This window comes from Curtobacterium sp. PhB146, assembly GCF_004342995.1.
Taxonomy (GTDB): domain Bacteria; phylum Actinomycetota; class Actinomycetes; order Actinomycetales; family Microbacteriaceae; genus Curtobacterium.
This window is the reverse complement of sequence record NZ_SMBN01000002.1, coordinates 114,210-139,721: the sequence shown is the minus strand read 5'-3', so window position 1 is coordinate 139,721 and position 25,512 is coordinate 114,210. Positions and strand designations below refer to the sequence as shown.

At 71.6% G+C, this 25,512-nt stretch carries 25 protein-coding genes; 17 read left to right on the top strand and 8 right to left on the bottom strand.

The window, feature by feature from the left end; translation table 11 throughout:
- From EDF33_RS09030 to EDF33_RS09010, 5 genes are all read left to right on the top strand, one after another.
- Positions 1 to 1,068, top strand: a complete 1,068-nt coding sequence (locus EDF33_RS09030; protein ID WP_123938399.1) for an NAD-dependent epimerase/dehydratase family protein — start codon at positions 1 to 3, stop codon at positions 1,066 to 1,068.
- A gap of 2 nt (positions 1,069 to 1,070) precedes the next feature.
- Positions 1,071 to 1,610: an ATPase gene (locus EDF33_RS09025; RefSeq protein ID WP_123938400.1), complete on the top strand. Its 540-nt coding sequence runs from the start codon at positions 1,071 to 1,073 to the stop codon at positions 1,608 to 1,610.
- Positions 1,611 to 1,700: 90 nt separating this feature from the next.
- Positions 1,701 to 3,545 carry a DUF255 domain-containing protein gene (locus EDF33_RS09020; RefSeq protein ID WP_132099853.1) on the top strand — a complete coding sequence of 615 codons (1,845 nt, stop codon included), beginning with the start codon at positions 1,701 to 1,703 and terminating at the stop codon, positions 3,543 to 3,545.
- 18 nt (positions 3,546 to 3,563) lie between these two features.
- Positions 3,564 to 7,421, top strand: coding sequence for an ATP-dependent RNA helicase HrpA (gene hrpA / locus EDF33_RS09015; RefSeq protein ID WP_132099852.1), 3,858 nt, complete (start codon positions 3,564 to 3,566; stop codon positions 7,419 to 7,421).
- 19 nt (positions 7,422 to 7,440) lie between these two features.
- Positions 7,441 to 7,809: a VOC family protein gene (locus tag EDF33_RS09010; RefSeq protein ID WP_132099851.1), complete on the top strand. Its 369-nt coding sequence runs from the start codon at positions 7,441 to 7,443 to the stop codon at positions 7,807 to 7,809.
- Here the strand turns inward: EDF33_RS09010 and EDF33_RS09005 are convergent, their stop codons facing one another.
- A complete protein-coding gene (locus EDF33_RS09005) occupies positions 7,810 to 8,364 on the bottom strand; it encodes a YbaK/EbsC family protein (RefSeq protein WP_132099850.1) in 555 nt (184 codons plus the stop codon).
- A 40-nt stretch (positions 8,365 to 8,404) separates the two neighbouring features.
- On the opposite strand from EDF33_RS09005, the gene EDF33_RS09000 reads away from it, so the two are divergent.
- Both EDF33_RS09000 and EDF33_RS08995 read left to right on the top strand, forming a co-directional pair.
- A complete protein-coding gene (locus EDF33_RS09000) occupies positions 8,405 to 9,097 on the top strand; it encodes a maleylpyruvate isomerase family mycothiol-dependent enzyme (protein ID WP_132099849.1) in 693 nt (230 codons plus the stop codon).
- Entirely contained in the window at positions 9,094 to 9,747 is a 654-nt protein-coding gene (locus EDF33_RS08995) for a CatA-like O-acetyltransferase (RefSeq protein ID WP_132099848.1), read from the top strand. The genes EDF33_RS09000 and EDF33_RS08995 overlap by 4 nt, the downstream gene beginning before the upstream one ends.
- A gap of 158 nt (positions 9,748 to 9,905) precedes the next feature.
- Here the strand turns inward: EDF33_RS08995 and EDF33_RS08990 are convergent, their stop codons facing one another.
- The 3 genes from EDF33_RS08990 to EDF33_RS08980 are packed head-to-tail and all read right to left on the bottom strand — an operon-like array spanning position 9,906 to position 13,446.
- Positions 9,906 to 11,528 (bottom strand): hypothetical protein, encoded by a 1,623-nt coding sequence (locus EDF33_RS08990; RefSeq protein ID WP_132099847.1) that lies wholly within the window; start codon positions 11,526 to 11,528, stop codon positions 9,906 to 9,908.
- Positions 11,529 to 11,533: 5 nt separating this feature from the next.
- Positions 11,534 to 12,460, bottom strand: coding sequence for a carbohydrate ABC transporter permease (locus EDF33_RS08985; protein ID WP_123291805.1), 927 nt, complete (start codon positions 12,458 to 12,460; stop codon positions 11,534 to 11,536).
- Positions 12,457 to 13,446 carry an ABC transporter permease subunit gene (locus EDF33_RS08980; protein ID WP_243692416.1) on the bottom strand — a complete coding sequence of 330 codons (990 nt, stop codon included), beginning with the start codon at positions 13,444 to 13,446 and terminating at the stop codon, positions 12,457 to 12,459. Before EDF33_RS08980 ends, EDF33_RS08985 begins: the two co-directional genes overlap by 4 nt.
- Positions 13,447 to 13,610: 164 nt before the next feature.
- On the opposite strand from EDF33_RS08980, the gene EDF33_RS08975 reads away from it, so the two are divergent.
- On the top strand, positions 13,611 to 14,618 hold the full coding sequence (locus EDF33_RS08975) for a LacI family DNA-binding transcriptional regulator (protein WP_132099846.1): 1,008 nt from the start codon (positions 13,611 to 13,613) through the stop codon (positions 14,616 to 14,618).
- Between the two features lie 110 nt (positions 14,619 to 14,728).
- Complete coding sequence (locus tag EDF33_RS08970; RefSeq protein ID WP_165918765.1) at positions 14,729 to 15,115, top strand: VOC family protein; 387 nt, start codon at positions 14,729 to 14,731, stop codon at positions 15,113 to 15,115.
- A gap of 169 nt (positions 15,116 to 15,284) precedes the next feature.
- Here the strand turns inward: EDF33_RS08970 and EDF33_RS08965 are convergent, their stop codons facing one another.
- Positions 15,285 to 16,031, bottom strand: a complete 747-nt coding sequence (locus EDF33_RS08965) for an alpha/beta hydrolase (RefSeq protein ID WP_347812765.1) — start codon at positions 16,029 to 16,031, stop codon at positions 15,285 to 15,287.
- Between the two features lie 83 nt (positions 16,032 to 16,114).
- Between EDF33_RS08965 and EDF33_RS08960 the strand changes: the two genes are divergently transcribed.
- The 3 genes from EDF33_RS08960 to EDF33_RS08950 all read left to right on the top strand — a co-directional run bounded on the left by EDF33_RS08960 (position 16,115) and on the right by EDF33_RS08950 (position 18,579).
- Positions 16,115 to 16,609, top strand: a complete 495-nt coding sequence (locus EDF33_RS08960) for a hypothetical protein (RefSeq protein ID WP_131921451.1) — start codon at positions 16,115 to 16,117, stop codon at positions 16,607 to 16,609.
- Positions 16,610 to 16,628: 19 nt separating this feature from the next.
- On the top strand, positions 16,629 to 17,177 hold the full coding sequence (locus tag EDF33_RS08955) for a dihydrofolate reductase family protein (RefSeq protein WP_132099845.1): 549 nt from the start codon (positions 16,629 to 16,631) through the stop codon (positions 17,175 to 17,177).
- A 103-nt stretch (positions 17,178 to 17,280) separates the two neighbouring features.
- Complete coding sequence (locus EDF33_RS08950; protein ID WP_111084726.1) at positions 17,281 to 18,579, top strand: NAD(P)/FAD-dependent oxidoreductase; 1,299 nt, start codon at positions 17,281 to 17,283, stop codon at positions 18,577 to 18,579.
- Between the two features lie 265 nt (positions 18,580 to 18,844).
- Here the strand turns inward: EDF33_RS08950 and EDF33_RS08945 are convergent, their stop codons facing one another.
- Positions 18,845 to 19,750, bottom strand: a complete 906-nt coding sequence (locus EDF33_RS08945; protein ID WP_131880425.1) for an SDR family oxidoreductase — start codon at positions 19,748 to 19,750, stop codon at positions 18,845 to 18,847.
- 109 nt (positions 19,751 to 19,859) lie between these two features.
- On the opposite strand from EDF33_RS08945, the gene EDF33_RS08940 reads away from it, so the two are divergent.
- Positions 19,860 to 20,432 (top strand): TetR/AcrR family transcriptional regulator, encoded by a 573-nt coding sequence (locus tag EDF33_RS08940; protein WP_132099844.1) that lies wholly within the window; start codon positions 19,860 to 19,862, stop codon positions 20,430 to 20,432.
- 35 nt (positions 20,433 to 20,467) lie between these two features.
- Entirely contained in the window at positions 20,468 to 21,649 is a 1,182-nt protein-coding gene (locus tag EDF33_RS08935; protein WP_131880421.1) for an NAD(P)/FAD-dependent oxidoreductase, read from the top strand.
- Between the two features lie 30 nt (positions 21,650 to 21,679).
- Here EDF33_RS08935 and EDF33_RS08930 read toward each other — a convergent pair whose 3' ends face one another.
- Both EDF33_RS08930 and EDF33_RS08925 read right to left on the bottom strand, forming a co-directional pair.
- Complete coding sequence (locus EDF33_RS08930; protein WP_243692415.1) at positions 21,680 to 22,549, bottom strand: UbiA family prenyltransferase; 870 nt, start codon at positions 22,547 to 22,549, stop codon at positions 21,680 to 21,682.
- Positions 22,546 to 23,469 carry a DMT family transporter gene (locus EDF33_RS08925; protein WP_111084731.1) on the bottom strand — a complete coding sequence of 308 codons (924 nt, stop codon included), beginning with the start codon at positions 23,467 to 23,469 and terminating at the stop codon, positions 22,546 to 22,548. The genes EDF33_RS08930 and EDF33_RS08925 overlap by 4 nt, the downstream gene beginning before the upstream one ends.
- Positions 23,470 to 23,540: 71 nt before the next feature.
- Here EDF33_RS08925 and EDF33_RS08920 point away from each other — a divergent pair, with 71 nt between their 5' ends.
- The 3 genes from EDF33_RS08920 (at position 23,541) to EDF33_RS08910 (ending at position 25,493) form a co-directional block, all read left to right on the top strand.
- Positions 23,541 to 24,389: a LysR family transcriptional regulator gene (locus tag EDF33_RS08920; RefSeq protein WP_132099843.1), complete on the top strand. Its 849-nt coding sequence runs from the start codon at positions 23,541 to 23,543 to the stop codon at positions 24,387 to 24,389.
- 74 nt (positions 24,390 to 24,463) lie between these two features.
- On the top strand, positions 24,464 to 24,898 hold the full coding sequence (locus EDF33_RS08915) for an excisionase family DNA-binding protein (protein ID WP_131921444.1): 435 nt from the start codon (positions 24,464 to 24,466) through the stop codon (positions 24,896 to 24,898).
- Between the two features lie 28 nt (positions 24,899 to 24,926).
- Positions 24,927 to 25,493 carry a PIN domain-containing protein gene (locus tag EDF33_RS08910; RefSeq protein ID WP_132099842.1) on the top strand — a complete coding sequence of 189 codons (567 nt, stop codon included), beginning with the start codon at positions 24,927 to 24,929 and terminating at the stop codon, positions 25,491 to 25,493.
- The last annotated feature ends 19 nt before the right edge of the window (positions 25,494 to 25,512 follow it).

Here is a 25,512-nt window from a genome sequence, read left to right as displayed (position 1 = left end):
ATGAGCTCCAGACGCGCGGTCATCCTCGGCGGTACCGGCGGGATCGGTTCGGCCGTCGCGCGTGAACTCCTCGACGCCTCCGGGCGGGGCGGCGACGACTGGCAGGTCGACGTCATCGCGCGCCGCGGTGGCCCGGCAGCCGATTCCCTCACCGCCCGCGGCGCGACCTTCACCGCGGGTGACCGCCGCGACACGAGCACCCTGCGCGACGTCCTCCGCCCCGGCGCGGACCTGCTCGTCGACACCGTGGGGCTGACCCGCGACGACGCGACGCAGCTCCTGCCGTTCCTCGACGACGTCGGGTCCACCGTGTTCGTCTCCTCGCGTGCGGTCTACGTCGACGACCAGGGCCGGCACGCGAACTCGACGGACAAGCCGGTCTTCGGCGCCGCGGTCACCGAGATCCAGCCGACCGTCACGGCGGGCGACGGCGACCCGACCAGCCGTGACGGCTACGGCGCGGCGAAGGTGGCGTCCGAGCAAGTGCTGCTCGACCACGGCGCCCCGGTCACGGTGCTGCGCCCGTCGAAGGTGTACGGCATCGGCATCGGCCGTCCGCGAGAGTGGTTCGTGGTCCGCCGGGTCCTCGACGGCCGGGAACGCATCCTGCTCGCCGACCACGGCCGCGGTGTGGACCACACGACGGCGGCGAGCGGCATCGGCTCGCTCGTCCGACTGGTCGCGGACGCTCCGGACCGGCGCATCCTCAACGTCGCCGACGACTCCGCTCCGACGGCGCTCGAGATCGTGCGGACGATCGCTGGGCACCTCGACCACCGGTTCGACGAGGTCCTGCTCGACGCGGACGCCCCTGCCTTCGTCGGCACGACCCCGTGGTCGTCGCCGTCACCGTTCGTCCTCGACACGACGGCGGCACGGACGCTCGGGTGGCAGCCGCCGACCTTCGCGACCGCGGTCCTGCCCGAACTCGACTGGTTGGTGGAGACGGCGCAGTCCACACCGGCGGACGGCGACGTGCCGTGGGCCGACGACCCGTTCTGGGAGCGCATGTTCGACTACGGCCCCGAGGACGCTGCCCTCGCGCTCCTGTCGCTGGGCCTCGGGTGACGGTGCCGAGCACGCCCCGCTCCGAGGTCCTGTTCATCGGCGGGCGGTCCGGTGTCGGCAAGTCCACCGCTGCCGAGGCGCTGCACGACCTGCTCGTCGCCGCGGACGTGCGCCACGCGGTGATCGAGGGCGACCTGCTCGACCTGGCGCACCCGGCACCGCACGTCGAGCACCCCGAAGCGCGGCTCGCGGAGCGGAACCTCGCAGCCCTGTGGACGTCCTACCGCGAGCTCGGCCACCACCGGCTGGTCTACACGAACACCGTTTCCGTGCTGGAACACGAGCGTCTGGCGGCCGCCATGGGCGACGACCCCGTGGTCACGACGGTCCTGCTGCGCGCGGCGGACGGTCCCACCGCCGAGCGGCTGGCCCGACGGTCGGGTGGCGAGGTCCCGCAGGCGCAGCTCGCGCACAGCACGCGGACGGCCGGGAGGCTCGACTCGGCTTCCGGGGACACGGTCACCCGGGTGGACACGGACGGTCTCACCCCCAACCAGGTCGCACAGCGTCTCGCCGCGTTGACGGGGTGGCTCCCCCGCTGACCGTCCCGCTGCGGCCTGTGGACTCCGCGATCCGTCCACAGATCGCGTCCGTCGCTGGCCCGCTCAGTCGCCACGGGGCACGCTGGAGCCATGAACGACAACCGACTCGGCACCTCGGTCAGCCCGTACCTCCGGCTGCACGCCGACAACCCCGTGGACTGGCGCGAGTGGGGCCCCGAAGCCTTCGCCGAGGCACGTGAGCGCGGCGTCCCGGTCCTGGTGTCGGTCGGCTACGCCACGTGCCACTGGTGCCACGTCATGGCGCGTGAGAGCTTCGCCGATCCGGAGATCGGCGCACTCCTCCGTCAGGACTTCGTCGCCGTCAAGGTCGACCGCGAAGAACGTCCCGACGTCGACGCAAGCCTGATGGCCGCTGCGAGCGCGTTCACGCAGCAGCTCGGGTGGCCCCTGACGACGTTCCTGACGCCCGAGGGCCACGTGTTCTTCGCCGGCACCTACTTCCCGCCGACCCCCGTCGGTCAGGTGCCCGCGTTCCGGCAGATCCTGGCGGCGGTGCTCGATGCGTGGACCGAGCGGCGGCACGAGGTCGACGCGAACGCCGCGGCCATCGCGACGGCGATCCGGCAGGGGGCCGAGGCGGACGCGACCGCCCGCGCTGGCGAGGGTGCTGGCGGAGCAGCCACGGGCCTCCCGTCCGCCGACAGCATCCGGGCCGTCACCGATCAGTTGTCGCAGGCAGAGGACACCACCTACGGTGGTTTCGGCGGTGCTCCGAAGTTCCCGAGCACGCCGCTGCTGGAGTTCCTCGCCGACGCGGCACGCGACGGCGACGCCGAGGCCGACGGCCTGCTGGACCGGTCGCTCCACGCGATCCGGGCCTCCGAGCTGACCGATGCCGACGGCGGTGTCTTCCGGTACGCCACCAAGCGCGACTGGAGCGTGCCGCACTACGAGCGGATGCTCTACGACAACGCCGGACTCCTCGCGGTCGCCGGTGCCGAACAGGCGCGCGGCATCGCGGACTTCCTGCGCGACACCCTGCGGCAGGACGACGGGGCGTTCGTCGCCGCGCAGGACAGCGAGTCCACGATCGACGGCCAGCGGGTGGAGGGCGAGTGGTACCGGCGGCCGCTGTCGGAGCGCGCGCTCCTCGAGCCGCCACCACTCGACGACCAGGTCCTGACCGGCTGGAACGGCCTGGCGATCCGCGGACTCGCGATCGCCGGTGACCGCCACGACGACCCCGAGATGATCGGCATCGCCCGGGATGCGGCCGATGCGCTGCTGCGGTCGCACGTGCGTGACGGGCACGTCGTGGTCCGCTCGAGCACGCCTCGCGGCGCGTCAGCAGCGCCGGCGACCATCGAGGACGTCGGGCTGCTGGCCGAGGGTCTGCTCGAGCTCGCCCTGGTGACCGGCGAGGTCACCTACGCCGTGACGGCTCGTTCCCTGGTCGACGACGGCCTGGCGAACCGGTTCGACGTCGACGCCGTGCTCGCCGGAGCGGGCACGGCGACCGGGGAACAGCCGCAGACCGCGATGCGCTCCGGCACGGTGGCCTTGGCCGCAGCGGCAGCCGACCTCGCGGCGTTGACCGGGGACTCCGCGTACCGGACAGCGGCGGCGCGGTTGGTGGCCGACCGCGCGATGACGGGTACCGAGCGACCGCTCGGGCACGCCGACGCCCTCGGTGTCGCACTCGGCCTGCAACGGCCCTCGCGCGAGGTCGTGGTCGTGACGTCGGACCCGCGCGACCCACTCCGTGATGCCGCCCGCGCCGCGCGCCGACCCGGCACGGTCATCGCTCGTGTGACCCCGACGCAGGCTGCGGAGTGGTCGGCTGCGGGGTTCGAACTGTTCGAGGCACGGGACGCCCTCGACCCGGCTGCGTACGTCTGCCACGACCGCGTGTGCGCCCTGCCCGCTCGGTCCGCAGGAGACCTGGCCGCCGGGCTCGCAGCACCGGCGGCGTGACGGTATCCTGGAATGCTCATGTCTCCCACGCCGCCAGTCATCACGTACCCGCCCGAACTGCCGGTCTCGCAGCGGCGGGACGACATCGCGGCCGCCATCCGTGACAACCAGGTCGTCATCGTGGCGGGGGCCACCGGATCGGGCAAGACCACCCAGCTGCCGAAGATCTGCCTCGAGCTCGGGCGTGAGCACATCGGACACACCCAGCCCCGCCGGATCGCCGCTCGCACCATCGCCGAGCGCGTGTCAGAAGAGCTCGGCAGCGAGCTCGGCGACCTCGTCGGCTACCAGGTCCGGTTCACCGACAAGGTGTCGTCGAACACCCGCATCAAGCTGATGACCGACGGCATCCTGCTGAACGAGATCCACTTCGACCGCGACCTGAAGCGGTACGACACGATCATCATCGACGAGGCGCACGAGCGGTCGCTCACGATCGACTTCCTGCTCGGCTACCTCAAGCGGCTCCTGGTCCGGCGACCCGACCTCAAGCTGATCATCACGAGCGCGACGATCGACCCCGAGTCCTTCTCGAAGCACTTCGGCGACGCCCCGATCATCGAGGTCTCCGGGCGGACCTACCCCGTCGAGATCCGGTACCGCCCGCTCGTGTCCGAGGACGCCGACGACACCGATGAGGACGACGAGACCGATTCGCGCACGGCCGACCGCGGCGGGGCGAACGGCGCCGACGACCGCGACACCCTGCAGGGGATCACCGACGCGTTGGACGAACTCGCGCGGGAAGAACCCGGCGACGTGCTCGTGTTCCTGTCCGGCGAGAACGAGATCCGCGACGCGCAGGACGCGATCGAGGGCAAGCGCTACCAGGGCACCGAGGTCCTGCCCCTGTACGGCCGGCTCTCCGCCGCCGACCAGCACCGCGTCTTCGACCGACGCACCACGCCGGGGATCCGCCGACGCGTGGTGCTCGCCACCAACGTCGCCGAGACCTCGCTGACGGTGCCCGGCATCAAGTACGTCATCGACACCGGCACCGCGCGCATCTCGCGGTACTCCCCGCGCGCCAAGGTGCAGCGGCTGCCGATCGAGGCGATCTCGCAGGCCAGCGCCAACCAGCGTTCGGGTCGAGCGGGCCGCACGAGCGCCGGCATCGCGATCCGGCTCTACTCCGAAGACGACTTCGAGCGTCGCGACGAGTTCACCGACCCCGAGATCCTGCGGACGAACCTCGCCGCGGTGATCCTGCAGATGATCTCGCTCGGGTTCGGCGACATCGAGTCGTTCCCGTTCCTGCAGCCACCGGACTCCCGCGGCGTGAAGGACGGCCTGGACCTGCTGCGCGAACTCCGTGCCGTCGACAAGGACGGCCGGATCACCAAGTCCGGACGACAGCTCACCCGGCTGCCGATCGACCCGCGGCTCGGCCGGATGGTGCTCGAGGCCGGGCGCCAGGGCGTCGGTCGCGAGGTCGTCGCCGTCGTCAGTGCCCTGAGCATCCAGGACCCCCGCGAACGCCCGCTCGAGAAGCGCGCCCACGCCGACCAGATGCACGCCCGCTTCGCCGACCCGACGAGCGACTTCCTCACCCTGCTCGCGCTGTGGAACTACATCGAGGACAAGCAGGACGAGCTGTCGTCGAGCGCGTTCCGCCGGCTCTGCAAGGCCGAGTTCCTCAACTACCTGCGCATCCGCGAGTGGCAGGACCTCTACCGCCAGCTCTCCCGCGCCGCGAAGCAGGTCGACGTCCGCGTGGGGCAGTCCCGCTCCGAGGACGGCGACGCGGTGCACCGGTCCCTGCTCGCCGGTCTGCTCAGCCAGATCGGGCTGCGCGACCGCGAGAAGCGCGACTACCTCGGCTCGCGGAACACCCGGTTCGTGGTGTTCCCGGGCAGTGTGCTCGCGAAGAAGCAGCCCGACGCGGTGATGGCGGCCGAACTCGTCGAGACCAGTCGACTGTTCGCACGGACCGTCGGCCGGATCGACCCCGCCTGGGTCGAGCCCCTCGCCGGTGACCTGCTGAAGCGCACCTACGGCGAACCGCACTGGGAGAAGAAGCAGGGCGCGGTCGTCGCCTACGAGCGGGTGACCCTGTTCGGCGTCCCGATCGTGCAGCGGCGCCGCGTGCAGTACGCCCGGATCGACCCGGAGCACTCGCGCGAGCTCTTCATCCGCCACGCCCTGGTCGAAGGCGAGTGGGAGTCGCAGCAGGCGTTCGACCGTGCCAACCGGAAGCTCCGCAAGGAACTCGAGCAGCTCGAGGAGCGCACGCGCCGGCGCGACATCCTGCTCGACGACGAGAACGTCTACGAGTTCTACGACGCCCGCATCCCCGCCGACATCGCGACGACCCGCGACTTCGAGGGGTGGTGGCGGACGACGCGCCGCGACCAGCCGGACCTGCTCACGATGCGCCGGGCGGACCTCCTGGACGAATCCGCTGCCGAGGCGGCGGAGGACGACGTCGAGTACCCGACCCAGTGGCGGAGCGGCGACCAGCGACTCGCGATCCAGTACCGCTTCGAGCCGGGCGCGCAGGACGACGGCGTCAGCGTGCAGGTGCCGCTCGCGCTGCTCCCCCGCATGCGCGAAGAGGGCTTCGACTGGCAGGTCCGCGGCCTCCGCAAGGAGCTCGTGACCGCTCTCATCAAGTCGCTGCCGAAGCAGATCCGCAAGAACGTCGTACCCGCCGCCGACTGGGCCGAGAAGATCGTCGCCGAGCTGCCGGACGACGCCCCGACCGAGCCGACCGAGTCGTTCCGCGCGACCCTGGCCAAGGCGATCCAGCGTATGACCTACGTCCCGGTGTCGGAGTCCGACTTCGACCTGGCCCGCGTGCCGTCGCACCTGCTGCCGACCTGGGCGGTCGTCGACGAACGTGGTCGGCGGGTCGAGGCCGGCAAGGACCTGTCGGTCCTGCAGACGAAGCTCAAGGACCGCACGCAGCAGAGTGTCGCCTCCGCCACGGTGCGGGCTGCGGGACGACCGGGAGGCGCGGCTCGCGTCGCCGCCGCCGGTGGCGGTGCCGGGGTGGAACAGTCCGGCCTCACCACGTGGCCGGCCCAGGACCTGCCGCAGACCCTCGACACCAAGCAGGCCGGTGGCGTCATCCGCGCATACCCGTCCCTGGTGGAAGAGGGCTCCGGCCCGAAGGCGACCGTCGGCGTGCAGTTGCTCGCGACGCCGTCCGACCGGCAGGTCCGCATGCCCGCCGGGGTCCGTCGCCTGGTGATGCTCGCGGTGCCGTCGCCGGTGTCGTACATCCAGTCGCACCTGACCGCGCAGGAGAAGCTCGCACTCGCCGCGAGCCCGTACGCCTCCACGAACGCACTCTTCGACGACGTGCTCGCGGCCGTCGTCGACGCGGTGATCCGTCGCGCTCACCCGGACGGGCTCGTGTTCACGAAGGCCGCGTTCGAAGCGGTTCGTGACGCCGTGTCGGCGACGGTCGTCGACACGATGTTCACGGCGGTGTCCGAGCTCGCTGCCGTGCTCCTCGCCCAACGGTCCGCCGAACGAGCACTCAAGCAGGCGAACTCGATGTCCCTGCTCGGTGCGCTGACGGACATGCGCCAGCAGATGGAGCGTCTCGTCTCCCCGGGGTTCGTCTCCGTCGCCGGGACCGACCGGCTCCGGCGCATCCGGGTCTACCTGCAGGGCATCGAGGCGCGCGTGCAGAAGCTGCTGCAGAACCCCGGGCGCGATGCCACCTGGATGCGCGAGGTCTCCGTCGCCACCGACCGCTACGTCGACGCCGGCGGGGCCTTCCCTCCGGCAGTCGGTTCGCACCCCGAGCTCGTGCACGCGCGGTGGATGCTCGAGGAGTTCCGCCTCAGCCTGTTCGCGCAGGAACTCGGCACCGCCGAGACGGTGTCGTTGCAGCGGATCACGAAGGCCCTGACCGCGGCGCGCTGATCGGTCTACCGTGACGGCCATGATCGGCACACTCGACATGGTCGTCCTGGACTGCGCAGACCCTCGCGGCCTGGCGCGCTTCTACGCGGAGCTGCTCGGCGGCGAGATCGTCGGCTTCGACGAGGACTGGGCCGAGGTCGCGCTCCCCTTCACCGACCAGCGGCCGCTCCTGGCGTTCCAGCAGGTCGAGGACTACCGCGCACCGGAGTGGCCCGGCCAGCTCGTCCCGCAGCAGAGCCACCTCGACGTGAAGGTCGAGGACCTCGACGACGGCGAGGCAGCGGTCCTGGCGATCGGTGCGACCGCGACGGGCTCGGCGACGAACACGTTCCGCGTGTACCTCGACCCGGCGGGCCACCCGTTCTGCCTCATCCGCCCGAACGATTGATCAGGCTTCGGTCGCGAGCCCTTCGGTCGCCAGGCCCTCGACCACCTGCACACCCGGCAGCCCTCCGAGGACGGATCCGGGCAGGAACACCTTCGCGCCGCGTCGTCCGGCTCCGATCACCGCGTCCGGTGCATCGAGCACGCGGGAATCGACGTACACCGGCCACGAGGAGGGCAGCCCGATCGGGGTGATCCCGCCGTACTCCATGCCCGTCAGCTCCACGGCCTGGTCCATCGGCGCGAAGCTCGCCTTCCGCACGTCGAGCAGCTTCCGGACGACACGGTTCACGTCGAGGCGGGTGTGGGCGAGCACGACGCACGCGGCGAACCGGACGTCCTCGCCGCGCTTGCCCGCGACGACGATGCAGTTCGCCCCGCCGTCGAGCGGGAAGCCGTACGCATCCGAGAACGCGGCGGTGTCGGCCAGGTCAGGGTCGATCGGAGCTGCCTCGATCCGTGCGGCGACATCGGCGGGCAACACGGCGAGCGCCGCGGCGACCGGTGCGGCCAGCAGTTCCGGGGCGGTCAGGGCAGGAACCCGTTCGAGCGTCGGCATGGCTCCACCCTAGGGAGCACCTCGTGACCATGCTGGCTCCATGTCGACGTACGACACCCACCTCACCGCCCTCGCCGGAGCAGCGCAACGGTTCGACGACGTCCTGCGGTCCGGCGACCGCGCGGCACCGGTGCCGTCGTGCCCTGGTTGGTCCGTCGAGGACCTCGGGGTCCATCTGACCGACGTGCACCGGTGGGCGCTCGGGCAGCTGACCGGTTCGGAGCCCGCACCGCTCGCGCACGACGACCTCGCGGACCGCTTCCGCACGGGAGCCGACGAACTCGTCGCGGCGCTCCGGGCACGCTCCTCGGACACTCCGTGCTCGGCGATCTACCCGCCGGACACGGCCGCGACCTGGGCACGTCGCCAGGCGCACGAGACCGCGATCCACCTGTGGGACGCGCAGCGGGCGCTGGGAGTCGAGCCGGGCCTCCCGGTCGAGCTGGCGACCGACGGCGTTCGTGAGGTCGTCGGTGACCTGTACCCGCGTCAGGTGCGGCTCGGCCGCATCGCGGCGCTGGCGCGGACCGTCGCGTTCGCGTTCTCCGACGCACCCGGCGAGGCCTCGCTCGACGGCACGGACGGTGGCGACGCCGCCGTCATCGTCACTGGTCGGGCGGAGGACGTGCTGCTCCTCCTGTGGAAGCGACGGGCGCTCGTCGAGGTCGCGTTGACGATCGACGGCGAGCGGGCAGCACTCGACGCCGCACTCGCGACCAGACTGGTGCCATGACGGAGCTCCGACCGATCGACCTGGACACCTGGCCCCGCCGCGAGCACTTCGAGCACTACCGGCAGCGTGTGCAGTGCTCCTACGAGGTGACCGTCGACGTCGACGTCACGGCGTTCGTCGCGGCGGTCCGCACGAGCGCGGCGAAGACCTACGCGTCCCAGATCTGGGCGATCGCGACCGTGGTCAACCGCCACGCCGAGTTCCGGATGCAGCTGCTCGACGACGGCTCCCCCGGCGTCTGGGACGTCGTGCACCCGATGTTCACGGTGTTCCACCCGGACACGGAGACCTTCTCGGCGTTGGTCGTGCCCTACGACGAGGACCCCGGCCGGTTCCACGCGGCCGCGGTCGACACGATGGAGCGGTACCGGGACGACGTCCGGATGTTCCCGCAGGACGACCGGCCCCGGAACGTGTTCGACGTCTCCACCTTCCCCCGCACGTCGTTCACGGGGTTCGCGCTGCACGTCCGCGACGGGTACGACCACCTGTTGCCGATCATCACGCTCGGCCGGTACCGGACGGAGGGTGACCGCACGGTGATGCCGCTGGCCCTGCAGATCAACCACGCGGCGGCCGACGGTTTCCACACCTCGCGGTTGGTCCAGGAACTCGAGGACCTGTTCGCCGATCCGTCGTGGCTGGTGTGAGCGCGCCACGCTGACGGACGGGAGGCCCGTGGCGGACCCCGCCACGGGCCTCCCCTTCGCTCGCCCCGAGTCCAGGGCCGCGCACGACGCCGTCGTGCGCGCGAGACGCCGCGAAACGGCGCGGCGCCTGGGCGCCACACCACGCGACGACGATCGCGTCAGGACGACCGCGCTGCCAACGCCTGCTGGTTCTCGCGGCGGATCGCGTCACCGCCCCGGCGACGCCACTCCCGCACGGTCCCCTTCCACGACGACACCTTCGCCCGCCCGAGCAGCACGTCGTTGATCGCGTTCGTCGCGAAGGTGCCGAGGGCCGGCCCGGTCGTCGAGTTCGTCGGCGAGTACAGGCCGTAGGCGGGGTTCGGCAGCCCGCGGTCGACCCACGACGACAGCGACTCGTAGACGGTGTCCGTCATCGTCGGGTTGCCCGAGTAGTACAGCGGCAGCGGGCACTCGGTGAAGTACTGCAACGGGAACTCGCCGAGCGCGGTCTCGCTGTTGCCCGTCTTCGTGAGGACCGGCGCTCCGTCGCGGTACTCGAAGTCGCGGCCCTCGATGCCGAACTTGCGGTACATCCAGGCCTCGGTGCCGAAGGGCGACGCGCACCAGTTCAGGACCTCGAGGAGCATCTTCACGCGGTCCTCACCGCCGGCGGCGACGGCCGCGATCGCGTTGTTCGGGTCGCCGAGCCACGGCTTCGACTCCGCTCCGGACGGTCCGACGAAGGGGGCGATCGTCAGCTCGAAACCGCTGCCCGGGGTGGCCTGCTGCAGCAGTCCGGGGATGGCGCTGTACGTGTCGGAGAGCATGAGGGCGGAGCCCTGCACGAACCAGACCTTGCCGTTGTAGGCGGTGATGCTGTCCGGGTGGACGAGGTCCTCGGCGATGAGCTTCCGCGACACCTCGAGCAGGTCCTGGTACTCGTCCAGCTCGTACATGTGGGTGAACCGGCCACCCTCGACCTGCCACTGGTTCGGCAGCCCGAGCATCGGACCGAGGATGTTCGTCGGCACCGAGGCGAGCGCCCACCGGTTGCTGTGCGGGTCCGAGACGTCGCGGCAGACCTGCACGAACTCGTCGACGCTCGAGAACGCGGGGTCGACGCCGAGGGCTTCGAACCGGTCCTGCCGACGGTACAGGGCCTGCGACGTCAACGGTCCGCGCGGGACGGGGACGCCGTAGATGCCGCCGGAGAAGACGGTGCCGCGCCACGACGCGGTCGGCAGGTTGGCGAGGTAGGGGTAGTCGCGGACGCCACTGCCGGACAGGTGCGGACTGAGGTCGGCGGCCTTGGCCTCGAGGAACTGCGGCAGGTACGGGAACGACCCGAACACCGTGAACACGTCGCCGAGGGTGTCGCCCGCGACCTGCGTGGCGAACTTGTTGCCGAAGTCGGCGTTCGGCGTGATGGTGAGGTCGAGGTCGATCCCCATCCGCTGGTCGAGCCCCTGCCAGTACGGGTTGCTGCCCTTCGAGGGCGGCACGGGCGAGTTCGTCGGCACGCTGCCGTGCACGGTCGAGCCGTCGCCGGGCTTGCCGTCGGTGGGCACGAGCGACGCCGGGATCTTCCGGAAGGCGCTCGGCATGAGGGCGCTCGTCTTCGGGAACGCCGGCTCCGGCCCGCCGGCCCACGGCACGTAGTCCGGCAGCGTGACCGCCTGGTTGATCGCCTTGACGTCGGTCGAGCGGGTCACGGTGGAGCAGCTGGCCAGGAGGCCCGTGGCTGCGACCCCGAGACCGCCCGCGATGAGCGCGCGGCGGGTGATTCCGTTGTTCGTCACGCTGGTCAGCCCTTCACCGCACCGGTCAGGACACCCTTGGCGAAGTGCCGCTGCAGGAACGGGTAGACGATGAGGATCGGCACGATCGAGACGACGAGGATCGCCATCTGGATCGAGGCCTGGGGTGGGAGGGCATCGGCGGACGCCCCGAGGTCGGCGCCACCGAGCTGCGCGTTGTTGATCACGTAGGTGCGGAGCACCAGCTGCAGGGGCCACTTCGCGGTGTCGTTGATGTAGAGCAGCGCGTTGAAGAACGCGTTCCAGTACCCGACGGCGTAGAACAGGCCGATGACGGCGAGGACGGCCTTCGACAGCGGCAGCACGATCCGCCAGAACACCGCGAAGTCCCCGGCACCGTCGATGCGTGCCGACTCGAGGAGCTCCTGCGGGATCGCCATGAAGAACGACCGCATCACGATGACGTTGAAGGCGCTCAGGGCGGTGGGCAGGATGAGCGCCCAGTACGAGTCGAGCAGCCCGAACTGCTTGACGACGAGGTAGTTCGGGATGAGGCCGGGCGCGAACAGCAGGCTGACGAGCACGAGGCCGAGCACGGCGCCCGACCCGTAGGAGCCCGGACGGCTGAGGGCGTAGGCGAGCATCGCGCTCACGAACAGGCTGATGAGCGTGCCGACGGTGGTGATGCCGATGCTCACGACCAGGGCCCGGGTGACGACACCGCCGGCGAAGATGCTCTCGTAGGCGCTGAGGTCGAAGCCCTTCGGCCACATCACGAACCCGCCGGCGTCGTTCACCTGGCTGGTGGGTGCGAGGCTCGTCGACACGATGCCGACGAACGGCAGGATCACCACGAGGCAGATCACGAGCAGGACCGCTCCGGTGAGCAGCCGTCCGGGCAGCGGAGCCGCGTCCGGGCCACCGCGCTTGCGCTTCTTCGCCCGTGGGACGGTCACGGTGTGCGTGGCGGTCATCGCGACTCCTTCTGGTAGACGCCCGCTTCACCGAAGACGTGCGCGAGCTTGTTGGCGCCGAGCACGAGCAGCACGCCCACGACGCCCTTGACGAGTCCGACGGCCGCGGCGACTCCCCACTGCCCACCGAGCACGCCGTTGTTGTAGACGTAGGTGTCGAGGACCTCGCTGGCGGCACGACCGACGGCCTGCTGCTGCAGGATGATCTGCTCGAAGCCGACGGTGAGCGAGTCGCCGAGCCGCAGGATGAGCAGCAGGATGATGATGCCGCGCATGCCGGGCAGGGTGACGTGCCACAGCTGGCGCCAGCGCGAGGCGCCGTCCATCTTCGCCGCCTCGTACAGGCTGGCGTCGATCGAGCTGAGGACGGCGAGGAACAGGATCGTCGCCCAGCCGGTGTCCTTCCAGATCACCTGGCTGGTGAGCAGGGCGATGAACCCGTCGGGGTTGCCGAGGAAGTCGATCGCGTCACCGCCGGCGGCACGGATCGCGTTGTCCACGAGCCCGGAGCCGCCGAGGATCTGCTGGAACACCGCGACGACGATCACCCACGACAGGAAGTGCGGCAGGTACAGGATCGACTGCACGACGCCCTTGATCCGCTCGGACAGCAGCGAGTTGAGCATGAGCGCCAGGATGATCGGCGCGGGGAACACGAACACGACCTGCACGAGGGTGATCACGAGGGTGTTCCGGAGCGCGCCGAGGAACTCGCCGTTGCCGTCGAACACCACCGAGAAGTTCTCGAACCCGACCCAGGGGCTGCGGCCGAGCGGGACGAACGGCAGGTACTCCTGGAATGCGATGAGGTTGCCGAGCAGCGGCAGGTAGTGGAACCCGAGCAGCAGGGCGACTCCCGGCAGGCCCATCAGCAGCAGCACCCGGTCGCGGCGGATCCGCTGCCACGTGCTCCGTCGGCGGAGCCCGGGGTCGGGTGGTGGTGCGGTGTGCGCGGTGGTCATCGCGCGGACGTCGAGCTTCGTCACTCGGTGGCCTCCTCCGTTGGATTCCTGCAGCGACCCTGGCGTGCTGAGTTACAACGTGGCAATCCGTTGCCAAACGTTTCCATCGTTGTAACGCTCCAGTGAGCGCACACCCGCAGCCCCGCACGACGACTCCACCGGAGACCGGCCGCGCTACGCTCGTCCCGATGCGCGCAACCGTGCGGGACGTGGCCACCCTCGCCGGGGTGTCGCCGAAGACCGTCTCCAACGTCATCAACGGCGGCGTGGTGGTGCGCCCGGAGACCCGCGAGCGCGTCGAGCGGGCCGTCGCCGAACTCGACTACGTGCCGAACCTGTCCGCCCGCGGGCTGCGGAACGGCCGCTCCGGTGCGATCGCCCTGACCCTGCCCGAGATGGGCAGCGCCTACTCCGCCGAACTCGCGCAGTGGTTCGTCGAACTCGCCCGCGAGCGCGGATGGGTCGTCCAGCTCGACCAGACCGGCAACGACCCGGCCCGCGAGCGCGAACTCGTCTCACGAGCCCGCGCCCACCTCGTCGACGGCCTCGTGCTCAACCCGGTGTCGCTCAGCGCGAGCGTCCTGGCCTCGACCGAGGGGCTGCCGCCGACCGTCGTGATCGGCGAGGTCGAACCCGAGCACGTCGACCAGGTGCACGTCGACAGCCGGGCCGCCGCCGAGCAGGTCACCGCCTACCTGGTGTCCCGGGGGCACCGTCGGATCGCGGTCGCCGGTGCCGCCCGGGCGTCCGAGCCCACCGCCACCAGCGAGCTACGGGAGCGCGGGTACCTCGCCGCGCTCGCCACCGCCGGGATCGAACCGGACGCGGCGCTGCGGGTGCCGCTGCCGTCCTGGACGACGAGTTCGGCGGCGACGGCGTTCGCGGCTTGGCTCGACGAGCACCCCCTGCCCGACGCCGTGTTCGCGTTCACGGACTCGATCGCCTTCGGCGTGCTGCACGTCCTGGCCGCCCGAGGCGTCCGCGTCCCCGAGGACGTCAGCGTCATCGGGTTCGACGACATCGACGGTGCGGCGTACGCGATCCCCGCGCTCAGCACGGTGTCGTTCGACCGGCGGGCGTTCGCGACGGCAGCACTCGACCTGCTGACCCGACGGATCGAGGACCGGAGCCTGCCACCCGAGACCGTGGTGGTGCCGCACCGCATCGTCGAGCGCGCGAGCGTCGCCGACCGCTGATCGGTGGTCGCTGATCGGTGGTCGCTGATCGCTGATCGCTGATCGCTGATCGCTGATCGCCGATCGCCGATCGCCGATCGCCGATCGCTGATCGGCGTACGCTCCGCGGCATGACCAGCGAAGACGCCTCGATGCCGACGCTCGCCGCGACCGTCCTGCAGTCCCCGGAGCCGGTCGCCCTCGCCCGGTTCTACGGCGCCCTGACCGGGTGGACCGTGTACGAGGACGACCCGACCTGGGCCCGCATCCGCCCCGCCGAGGGCGCGGGTCTGTCCGTGCAGTACGAGCCCGAGTACGTCGCGCCGACCTGGCCCGGCACCGCCGATGCCCCCGGCATGCAGCTGCACCTCGACTTCCAGGTGGAGGACCTGCCGGCAGCCGTCGCCCGCGCCGAGGAGCTCGGTGCCACACAGGCCGCGTTCCAACCGCAGGACGACGTCCGGGTGCTGCTCGACCCCGACGGGCACCCGTTCTGCCTGTTCCTGCCCGGGGCGTGAGGCAGGTTGGCCGCGCCCCGAGGTTCCACAACATGCCGGATGATCTCCGCCGAGGTTCCGAACTGCGGCGATCCGAGCGCCGACATGCCGAGATTTCGGAACCTCGGGGACGAGACGAGACGGGACGAGACGAGACGGGACGGACGGGACGAGACGGGACGGGCGCGGCTCAGGCCGGGGCGGCGGCTGCCAGCACCGCGGCGCGCGTGCGGGCGTCACCGAGGATCCGGAAGTGCCCGCCCACCGGCAGCCGCACGTTCGTCGCCCCGGACAGTTCACTGCCCTCGGGGATGAGCGTGTCGAACACCCCGTAGACCGAGGTGATGCGGGCGTTCGCGTCGAGCTCCCGCGCCAGTCCGGCCAGCACGGGGTCGGCCGCCCGGAACACCCGCAGGTGCCGCACCGGAGCCAGTCGCGCGTAGCCCGACCCGGCGAACGGCGTCGACACGGCGACCATGCGGTCGATGCGGCCGTGGTCGTCGAGCTGGGTCATCGCGTACTTCCCGATGAGCCCGCCCTTGCTGTGCGCGAGCACGAGCACGTTCCGCAGGTCGTGCTCCTCGAGGTACGCGAACACGTCGCGCGCCGAGTCCGGCACCGGACGCAGGTTGTGCCGCAGCACCGGCAGCACGTGCACCGGGTGCCCGCGGTCGTGCAGGGCGTCCATGAGCGGCCGCATGAAGTGCCAGGTCTCGTAGACGCCGGGGATCACCACGACGGGCTGGCCGTCGCCGGTCCGGTAGTCGTCAGCGGTGGTGGGCCCGAGGCTCCGCACCTGCCACGAGATCGCGTACCACCAGTCGAGTGCGGCCCACCTCGCGCGTCGCACCAGCGGGATGCCGGGAGGCACGGGTCGGCCCGTGCGCGCCGGCTCCGTGCGGAACGTGGTCGGGTCCGTCTCCAGCTCATCGCGCACGCCCCGAGGGTACGCGGCGGTTCGCAGCACTGCGTCAGGCTCGTCATCGGCTGCACATAGGGGCGCGGTGTGCACTGCCTTCCATGAGCGACACCACTCCCACGAACGGCCACGAGCCGGGCAACGCCGCCCGCACTCCCTCGGCAGCGGCACCGGCCGGCTGGGGTTCGGCCCCGACCCCGACCTCCACGGCGACCCTCGACGCACCCGCACCGAACCAGTACGCCCAGCAGCCCTACCGCCCCGACGCCGGATCCTGGAACGCGGGCGACCCGAACGGCGCCACCCCGTGGTACGGCGCCTCGGCCCCGACGAGCCGGAAGAGCGCACCGAAGCCGCCGTGGTTCTGGCCCGTCCTGGCTGCGATCGTCGGGCTGGCGGCGCTGCTCGTCGGCGGTGGCATCGGCTTCGCCATCGGGCATGCGATCGGTGGGGACCAGTCCCAGTCGACGACGCAGGTGCCCGGCACGAACGGCGGCACGAACCAGTTCCCGGGCAACGGCACCGGGCAGCTCCCCGGGTACGGATCCGGCAGCGGCACGGACGGCAGCAGCAGCGACAGCGGCACCGGCAGCTGATCCGCAGTACGCTCCGGCCATGCGCAAGGTCACCGCAGGGCTGTTCACGTCGGTCGACGGCGTGGTGCAGGACCCGTACGAGTTCCAGTACGACAGCTTCGACGACGAGCTCGGGGCCGGGATGGGCGCGTTCATGGCCCGCACCGACACCGTCCTGCTCGGCAGGAACAGCTACCTCGAGTGGTCCGAGTGGTGGCCGGCGCACCCCGACGACGGCTTCGGGCAGTGGATCAACCCGATCGAGAAGTACGTGGCCTCCACGACGCTCGGCGACGACCTGACGTGGCAGAACACCACCAGGATCCCGGGCGACCTCGACACCTTCGTCCGCGAGCTCAAGGAACGCGACGGCGCCGACATCGCGGTGTGCGGCAGCGTGAGCGTCGTCCGGCACCTGCTGTTCGCGGGGCTCCTGGACGAGCTCCAGCTGATGGTGCACCCGGCGATCGCCGGCGCCGGCCGGAAGCTCTTCGAGCCGACCGACCCGGCCACGCGCCTGCGGCTGGTCGGCAGCACCGTGACGAGCAAGGGGAACGTCGTGAGCACCTACGCACGGCTCGACGCCTGACGGAGCCGACCCGGGCCTCCCGGTCGGCAGTGGACGGGAGCGGTCCACAGCGCGCGTACCCTCGTGGGTGACCACCTCACGAACCGAAGAAAGCCGGATCAGCATGCCCCAGGACACCCGCCCGCACGTCGTCATCGTCGGCGGTGGATTCGCCGGTGTCGCTGCCATGCGCGAGCTGGCGGACGCTCCCGTCCGGGTGACGCTCGTCGACCGGCACGTCTACAACATGTTCCAGCCCCTCATGTACCAGGTGGCGACGGGCGGGCTGAACGCCGGCGACGTGACGTACTTCCTGCGCAGCCTGCGCGCCAAGCAGGACAACGCCGAGTTCCGGCACGGCTTGCTCACCGGCATCCGGACCGACGAACGCATCGCCGAGATGTCCGACGGGGAGCACCTGCACTACGACTACCTGGTGCTCGCGAACGGCGTGAACACGAGCTACTTCGGCACCCCGGGCGCCTACGAGTACGCGTACTCGATGTACTCCCGCTCGCAGGCCCTGCGGATCCGCGACGAGCTGTTCACCCGGTTGGAAGAGGCTGCCGCGAACCAGGGCCCCGACGAGATCAAGATCGTCATCGTGGGCGGCGGCGCGACCGGCGTCGAGATGGCCGGCGCACTCGCGGAGCTCCGCGACCAGGCACTCGAGGGGGCGTACCCCGAGCTGGACAAGGGTGCCATCACGATCACCCTCGTGCACCGCAGTGGCGAACTGCTCAAGCCGTTCGCTCCGCGCCTGCGCCGGTACGCGGCCAAGGTCCTGCGGAAGCGCGGCGTCGTCCTCCGGCTGAACACCGGCGTCTCCGAGGTCAAGACCGACGGCGTGATGACGGCCGACGGCGAGTTCATCCCCGCCTCGCAGGTCATCTGGGCCACCGGCGTCGCCGCCCACAAGGAGGTCTCGGGCTGGGGCCTGCCGCAGACCAGCGGCGGACGCATCCAGGTCGGCGACGACCTGCGCGTCAACGGCGCCGAGCGGATCTTCTCGGCCGGCGACATCGCGGCGCAGTCCGAGGCCCTCGCGCAGCTGGCCCAGCCGGCGCTGCAGGGTGGACGGCACGTCGCGAAGCAGATCAAGCGTCTGCTCGAGGGCAAGCCCACCGAGCACTTCAAGTACTTCGACAAGGGCACGATGGCGACCATCGGCACGAACGCCGCGGTCGCGCAGCTGCGGGGTGGCATCACGCTCGTCGGGCCCGTCGCGTGGCTGGCGTGGGTGGCCGTGCACATCGCGTCGCTGCTCGGCAACGGCAACCGGCTGTCGACGCTGTCGCACTTCTTCGTCCGCTACCTGTGGTTCATGCGGAAGCGTGCGATCCCGATCGTCGGCGACGTCCGGCCCGTGCGCCCGAACGGCGACCGCGAGCCGGAGCCGTGGCAGATGCAGAAGTCCGAGTAGTCGGCGCCGACGCGCTCGCGCGTCGCGCGTCGCTTCGCGGTTCGCTTCGTGAGTAGAAATGGTCGGGTCCGGTGACTGAACCCGACCATTTCTGCTCACCATGCGCCGTGGTTCGGACCGGCGACGGCCGGGAGGCGCGGGGCGGGGCCGCCACGGGCCTCCCGTCCGTTGCCGGGGCGCGTGGGGCTGGCGCCGACTCGGAACGACCATGTCGACGTCGTGCGACATCGAACTCGTCGTTCGGAGTCTCGCAGGGACCGGTCGCCTACGCGACCCGCACGCCGGAGTAGGCGCCGGCGGCGATGTCCTCGAGCAGTCCGGGGCCGGTGGGCTCCCACCCGAGGAGCTCGCGGGTGGCGTCGGACGTGGCGGACATCTCCATGCCGAAGAACCGGCCGATGAACCCGAAGTGCGCGTCCGCGTCCGCCGGGTCGATCGAGGTCACCGGCAGCCCGAGGACCTCGCCGATGGCCTCGGCGATCGCCCGGGTCGGGATCGCGGTCTCGGCGACGGCGTGCATCCGAGTGCCGGCCGGCGCCTGCTCCAGACCGAGGCGGACGAGCCGGGCGGCGTCGGTGACGTGCACGGCGGACCAGCTGTTGGTGCCGTCGCCGACGTAGCCGGAGACGCCGCGCTGCCGGGCGGCGCCGACGATCGCGGCGATGAAGCCGTGGTCACCGGTGCCGTGCGTGGTGGGGCTGAACCGGGCAGCGATCGTGCGTACCCCCTGGCCGACGAAGTCGAAGCCGCGGTTCTCGCTGCCGCCGCGCATGCTGTCCGGGCCGACGAACGGGTTGGCGTCCCCTTCGGTCGAGGGGCGGCCCTGGGCGAGCCCGGCGACGCCCGATGCGAGGACGAACGGGCGGTCGGTGCCGACGAGCGCTGCACCGATGGTCTCGACGGCGGCCCGCTCGCTGGCATTGGTGGCGGCGGCGTTCGCCCAGTCGTGCTTGTTGGCGAGGTGCAGCACGCCCTCGGCCTCGGAAGCGCCGCGGCGGATGGCGTCCAGGTCGTCGAGGTCGCCCCGGACGACGTCGACGCCCTTCGCGTCGAGCGCTGCGGCCGAGGCGTCGGACCGGGCGAGTCCGGTGACGGTGTGTCCGGCGGCGAGCAGGTCGTCGACGGTGTGGGAGCCGATCCAGCCGGAGGCCCCGGTGACGAACACGTGCATGAGTGGTCCTTTCGCAGGCGTCCACGGCGGTGATGTCATGAACTGACATCACCGTAGCACTCGATGTCAGCCGCTGTCATCAAGTTGTTCTGATCAGTAGACTCTCCACATGGCTCGCTGGCAACCCGGAACGCGTGAACGACTGCAGGCGGTCGCGCTGCAGCTCTTCGCGTCCGAGGGCTACGACGGCACCACGGTCGCGCGGATCGCCGCCGAGGCCCAGGTCACCGAGCGCACCTTCTTCCGGCACTTCGCGGACAAGCGCGAGGTCCTGTTCGCCGGCCAGGACGACTTCCTCGCGATGTTCGTCGACCCGATCACGGCCGCCCCGGCCGACGCGGCGCCCTTCGACCTGGTCGGACGCGCCCTCGACGCCACCGCCGGGTTCTTCCCCGAGGACCGCCGGTCGTGGTCGCGGGCCCGGCAGACGATCATCGACGCGAACGCAGCGCTCGGCGAACGGGAGCTCGGCAAGCTCGCCACCCTGAAGGCGCGCCTGGGCGAGGTCATGCGCGAGCGCGGCGTCCCCGAACCAGCGGCGACGATGGCCGCCGAGACCGCCGTGACGGTGTTCCACCTGTCCTTCGCCCAGTGGATCGCTCCGGGTGAGGAGCGTCCGTTCGCTGCGATCGTGCACGAACGGCTGGACGCGCTGGCGACGCTGGTGCACCCCGCTCGCTGAGTGCCCCGGAGCACGCCCGACCGTAGGCTCGGCCCGTGACCACGGAGCGCACCGACGTCCTCGTCGTCGGCGGTGGTCCCGTCGGCCTCTTCCTCGCCGCGCTGCTGGCTGCGCAGGGCATCGCCGTGCAGGTGTGGGAGCGTCGCCCCGGTCCACCCGAGGGGTCGCGCGCCATCGGCATCCACCCGCCGTCCCTCGACGCCTTCGCCGCGATCGGGCTCGACGTCCCGGTGCTCGCCGAGGCCACTCTCGTGCGCACCGGCGTCGCGCGGAGCCGCGGGCGGACGCTCGGCACGCTGACCTTCGACCGCGCCTCGGACACCCACCCGTACGTCGCGACGCTCGACCAGCACCGCACCGAGTCCCTGCTGCGGGATCGGCTGGCCACTGCCGATGGGGCAGCGCTGCGCACCGGGACGACGGTGACCGCCCTGTCCCGGCACTGTGACCACGTCGACGCGGTCGGCTCCGGCCCAGACGGCGCACCGGTCACCGTCCGAGCGGCGTTCGTCGTCGGGGCCGACGGCGCACGGAGCATCGTCCGTGACCTGCTCGGCATCGGCACCACCGGACGCGACTACCCCGACCGCTACGTGATGGGCGACTTCGCCGACCCCGAAGGCGCCGACGCCCGGACCGCGGCCCTGGTGGACGTCGGCCCCGGAGGCGTCGTCGAGTCCTTCCCCCTGCCGCACAGTCGGCGCCGGTACGTCGCCCTGGTGCCGGACTCGCTGGCGTTCGCCCCGAGCGGCGCGACCCCCGACCCGGAGACGGCCGCACGACTGGCCGCGATCGTCGCCGCACGCACCGGCGTCGTCCCGGATCCGTCCTCCTGCACGATGCTCAGCGGCTTCCGGGCGCGGCGCCGCGTCGCCGACCGCGTCGGGGTCGGCCGGGTCGTGCTCGTCGGCGATGCCGCCCACGAGATCAGCCCGATCGGCGGGCAGGGCATGAACCTCGGCTGGCTCGACGCGGCCGAGCTCGCGCCGTTGCTCGCCGGTGCGGTCCGGACCGGCGTGGCCGGACCGTGGCCCGGCTACGCCGCCCGCCGCCAGGCAGCCGCCCGCCGTGCGGCCCGGCAGGCCGAGGCGAACATGGGGCTCGGTCGTCCGCTCGGTGCCGCCTCCACCATCGGACGGGAGGCGCTGCTCCGGACGGTCCTGTCGCTGCCGACCGCGCACGGCCTGGCTCGGCTCTACGCCATGCGCTGGGCCTGACGGCTCGCGTCGGCGCGCGGCCGGCTCGCGTCAGGCGACGAGTCGCGCCCCGGCGACACCGAGCTCGACGACGAGCACCAGGGACGACGCGATGACGAGCCGGAACAGGGTCCGCGACGCCCGTCCCGCCAGCACCAGCCGGACCCCCACCACGGCGAGCGCCAGCACGACGACCGCTCCGACCACGGCCAGTACGACCCCGCCGCCGCGGACCGGGTCGTCACCGAGCACCTGTCCGCCGAGCACCAGGCCGGCCGCGACGACGAGCGACCCGAACGCGACGATCCCGGCTCCCCGGAGCCCGAGGCGGTGCGGGAACCCGCGGACCCCGGTGGCGGCGTCGTCGACCAGGTCGGGCAGGACGTTCGTGCAGTGGATCGCGACGCCGAACACCGCGCCGGTGGCGATCGCCCACCACGCCGGCCACAGCTGCTCGGGACCGGCGGACACCGCGACCACGGGCAGCAGCCCGAACGCGACGACGAACGGCACGACCGACCATACGGTGCGCTTGAGCCCGGCGTCGTAGGCCCACCCCGCGGCGACGAGCACCAGGTGCGCGACGGCGGCGACGGGCCCGAGGAACAGCGAGAGGACCACGGCGACCCCGGCGGTCACGAACGCCGCCGTGCGGACCGTCTCGACCGCGATGAGCCCGCGGGCGACGGGCTTGTCGCTCCGGCCGACGGCACGGTCGCGGTCGGCGTCGATCCAGTCGTTCGCCAGGCCGATCGACAGCTGGCCGGCGACCACCGTCAGCGCGACCAGGACCACGAGCCACACCGGGTGTCCGACCGCCGCGGCGATGACGGCGGCGAGCACCGTGACCGTGACGGTCGGGCCGGGGTGGGACGAGGCGAACAGCAGTCGCACCACGTGGGGGTCCTGGCCGGAAGTCACCCGGCCAGCGTACGGGCGGGGCGTGCCGGGCGACGCAGACTCCGACGGCCGAGCACCCCCGAGGCCAGCGCGATGCCGAGCAGCACGACCAGTCCGCCCACCGGCTCGTTCCACCGCACGCGCTCACCGAGCACGAGCACGCCGAGCGCCACGCCGACCACCGGCGTCAGGTAGGTGACCGTCGACGCCCGACCGGCGCCCCACGCCTGGACCAGGCGCGTGTTCCACGCGTAGGCCAGCCCCGTGCCGACGCAACCGAGCGCGACCATCGCGGCCACGATCCTCCCGTCCAGCTGTACCGGGCCGGTGGCGATGGCGGGCGCGACCAGCAGGAGCATGCCCGACGCCAGCGTGAGCTGCACCGTCGCGATCGTGACCGGGTCGTACGCGCTGCCCACCGCCACGCGGCGCAGGTAAGCGAGGCCGATGCCGTAGGACGCGGTCATGCCGAGCAACGCCACCTGCCCCGGGACGCTCGCCAGGACGGCCGGGTCGCCGAGCAGGTCCCACGGACCGACGAGCACCAGCACGCCGACGATGCCGACCACGATCCCGGCCACCTGCCGGCCCCGCAGCCGCTCGGAGGGCACGAGCACCGCGAGCGCCGCCAGCGTCATGATCGGGGTCGTCGCGTTGTAGATGCTCGCGAGCCCGGACGGCACGGTCTGCTCGGCCCACGCCATCAGCGACGACGGCAGGGCGTTCAGGAAGAACGCGACGACTGCCAGGTGCGCCCACACGCGGGGCTCCCGCGGCCAGCGTCGACGGGTCGCGAGCAGCAGCACGACGAGCGTCACGCCGCCCAGGACGGTCCGCACGGTGGCGACCTGCTGCGGTGCGAGTCCGTCGAGGCCGATCTTCGCGAAGAGGAAGCTCGAGCCCCAGGTGAGGGCGACGAGACCGTAGAGGAGGGCGTTCATGTGGCCTAGTGTCGAACCACCAACGCCCATGCGGCAAACGCATGGGGTTCATGCCGACATGAGGAGCACGCATGACCGTCTCGGTCCCCCAGCTCCGTGCGTTCGTCGCCACGCTCGACGCCGGGTCGTTCACGTCCGCGGCCTCCGTGCTCGGCGTCGGCCAGTCGGCCGTCTCGCACGCCGTCGCCGGGCTCGAGCGCGAGGTCGGCGGGCCGGTCGTCCGGCGCGGTGCGGTCGCCGTCCCGACACCCCTGGGCGACCGCCTGCTCGCCCACGCCCGCAGCGTGCTCGCCTCGGTCGACGCCCTGGAGGCAGTGGTCCGGCCCGCCACAGCGCGCGGCACCGTGCGACTCGCGGCCGTCCCCACCGTCTGCCAGGGCCTGCTGCCGCGGCTCCGCGAGCTGTGGGCGGTGACGTTGCCCGACGTCGACGTGCAGGTCTACGAGGGCGTCGACGACGAGATGCCCGAGTGGCTCGAGAGCGGCACCGTGGACGCTGCCGTGCTCGTCGACCCCGCGCCGGTGCCGGCCGGGGGCGTCGTCGTCGCCCGGGACGAGATGGCCGCCGTCGTCCGGCGCGACCACCCGCTCGCCGAGCTGCCCGCGCTCACGCTCGACGACCTGCACGAGGACGGCCTGGTCGCGGGCGGCGGCGGGTGCGAGTACCAGATCCAGAAGCTGCACGAGCTCGACGGACGCCCCTTCCGGTACGCCCACCGCGTGCGGGAGATGAGCACCATGTTCGGGATGATCGAACGGGGCGAGGGCGTCTCGATCGTGCCGACGCTCGGCCGGGTGATGCTGCCGCCGGACCTCGTGATGGTGCCGATGGCCCGGCGACTCGAGCGGACCCTGGTGCTGAGCGGCCCGTCGTCGCGCGAGTGGCACCCGCTGGCGAGGGCGCTGGTCGACGCGGTCTGACGGGTTGCACTTGCAAGTGCAACCCCGGTACCGTTGAGCCAGTTGCCCACCAACGGACGCGAGACGGAGACCCGATGCGCCAGACCACGACGCCACGGCCCCTCCGCGTCGACGAGGTCGCTCGCGCCGAGGCCGTCGACCTCGTCGAGCGCGCTGGCGATCGACAGGTCGCGACCGTCGAGCTCCACCTCGACGACGGCACGGAACTCGTGCTCCCGGAGCGACTCGGAGGCTTCGTCGCGAACCTCGTCCGCAGCATGGCCGACGGGGCTGGCGTGTCGACGAGCATCCTCCCCGACGAGATGACGACGACCGTCGCCGCCGACGTCATCGGGATCTCCCGACCCACCTTGATGAAGGCCATCGGCCGAGGTGAGATCGCTGCACACACTGTCGGGACCCACCACCGGCTCCGGCGCGCGGACGTCCTCGCAGCCCGAGACGCACGACGGGTCACCCGCGCTGCGGCAGCTCGCGAACTGCTCGAGTCCGGTGAGGCCTTCGACTGACACCCGGTCAAGGTAGGCTTGATATGTGATGCTTCAGCGGGTCTTCGTCGACGCGAACGTCTTCTGCAGCCGGACGTTGCGAGACTGGACGTGCCTGCTCCGACTCCACACGGACGGCATGTTCCAGCTCCACACGACCGAGGACGTACTGGCCGAGACCACGCACACCCTCCGCCGACTGCACCCCGACAGGCCGGGGTCGGCCGTCTCCCGGCTGCGAGCAGCGATCCTCGACTCGATCGACGAGCTCGTCGACGACTTCGACGCCACGGTCGAGTACCACGGAACCGATCCCGACGACCGGCACGTGCACGCCGCCGCGATCGCCTGCGGGGCGCACGTCCTCCTCACGCAGGACCGTGGTCTCCGCGCGACGGATGCAGCGATGTACGAGGTGTACCGCTGTGACGAGTTCTTCAGCCTGGTCGACGACTCGGCGCCGTGGATCGTGCGCGACGTCGTGCGCGAGCAGGCGCGGTACTGGTCCAGCCGTCCCCGCGGCGCACGGAAGAGCCTGCCCGGGGCGCTCCGTGACGCCGATTGTCCGACGTTCGCCGGGCGGGTGGAACGACATCTGCGGTTCCTCGCCGGATGACCGTGCGCTGAACGGACGA

Excerpts from the sequence above, each read along its gene's own strand:
- EDF33_RS09010 (WP_132099851.1), top strand. The coding sequence starts at position 7,441 with ATGATCGGCACACTCGACATGGTCGTCCTGGACTGCGCAGACCCTCGC.
- EDF33_RS08950 (WP_111084726.1), top strand. The coding sequence starts at position 17,281 with ATGCCCCAGGACACCCGCCCGCACGTCGTCATCGTCGGCGGTGGATTC.
- EDF33_RS08955 (WP_132099845.1), top strand. The coding sequence starts at position 16,629 with ATGCGCAAGGTCACCGCAGGGCTGTTCACGTCGGTCGACGGCGTGGTG.
- EDF33_RS08985 (WP_123291805.1), bottom strand. The coding sequence starts at position 12,460 with ATGACCGCCACGCACACCGTGACCGTCCCACGGGCGAAGAAGCGCAAG.
- hrpA (WP_132099852.1), top strand. The coding sequence starts at position 3,564 with ATGTCTCCCACGCCGCCAGTCATCACGTACCCGCCCGAACTGCCGGTC.
- EDF33_RS09020 (WP_132099853.1), top strand. The coding sequence starts at position 1,701 with ATGAACGACAACCGACTCGGCACCTCGGTCAGCCCGTACCTCCGGCTG.
- EDF33_RS08920 (WP_132099843.1), top strand. The coding sequence starts at position 23,541 with ATGACCGTCTCGGTCCCCCAGCTCCGTGCGTTCGTCGCCACGCTCGAC.
- EDF33_RS08960 (WP_131921451.1), top strand. The coding sequence starts at position 16,115 with ATGAGCGACACCACTCCCACGAACGGCCACGAGCCGGGCAACGCCGCC.
- EDF33_RS08915 (WP_131921444.1), top strand. The coding sequence starts at position 24,464 with ATGCGCCAGACCACGACGCCACGGCCCCTCCGCGTCGACGAGGTCGCT.
- EDF33_RS08910 (WP_132099842.1), top strand. The coding sequence starts at position 24,927 with ATGCTTCAGCGGGTCTTCGTCGACGCGAACGTCTTCTGCAGCCGGACG.
- EDF33_RS08975 (WP_132099846.1), top strand. The coding sequence starts at position 13,611 with ATGCGCGCAACCGTGCGGGACGTGGCCACCCTCGCCGGGGTGTCGCCG.
- EDF33_RS09030 (WP_123938399.1), top strand. The coding sequence starts at position 1 with ATGAGCTCCAGACGCGCGGTCATCCTCGGCGGTACCGGCGGGATCGGT.
- EDF33_RS08970 (WP_165918765.1), top strand. The coding sequence starts at position 14,729 with ATGACCAGCGAAGACGCCTCGATGCCGACGCTCGCCGCGACCGTCCTG.
- EDF33_RS08995 (WP_132099848.1), top strand. The coding sequence starts at position 9,094 with ATGACGGAGCTCCGACCGATCGACCTGGACACCTGGCCCCGCCGCGAG.
- EDF33_RS09000 (WP_132099849.1), top strand. The coding sequence starts at position 8,405 with ATGTCGACGTACGACACCCACCTCACCGCCCTCGCCGGAGCAGCGCAA.
- EDF33_RS08925 (WP_111084731.1), bottom strand. The coding sequence starts at position 23,469 with ATGAACGCCCTCCTCTACGGTCTCGTCGCCCTCACCTGGGGCTCGAGC.
- EDF33_RS08945 (WP_131880425.1), bottom strand. The coding sequence starts at position 19,750 with ATGCACGTGTTCGTCACCGGGGCCTCCGGCTGGATCGGCTCCCACACC.
- EDF33_RS08940 (WP_132099844.1), top strand. The coding sequence starts at position 19,860 with ATGGCTCGCTGGCAACCCGGAACGCGTGAACGACTGCAGGCGGTCGCG.
- EDF33_RS09005 (WP_132099850.1), bottom strand. The coding sequence starts at position 8,364 with ATGCCGACGCTCGAACGGGTTCCTGCCCTGACCGCCCCGGAACTGCTG.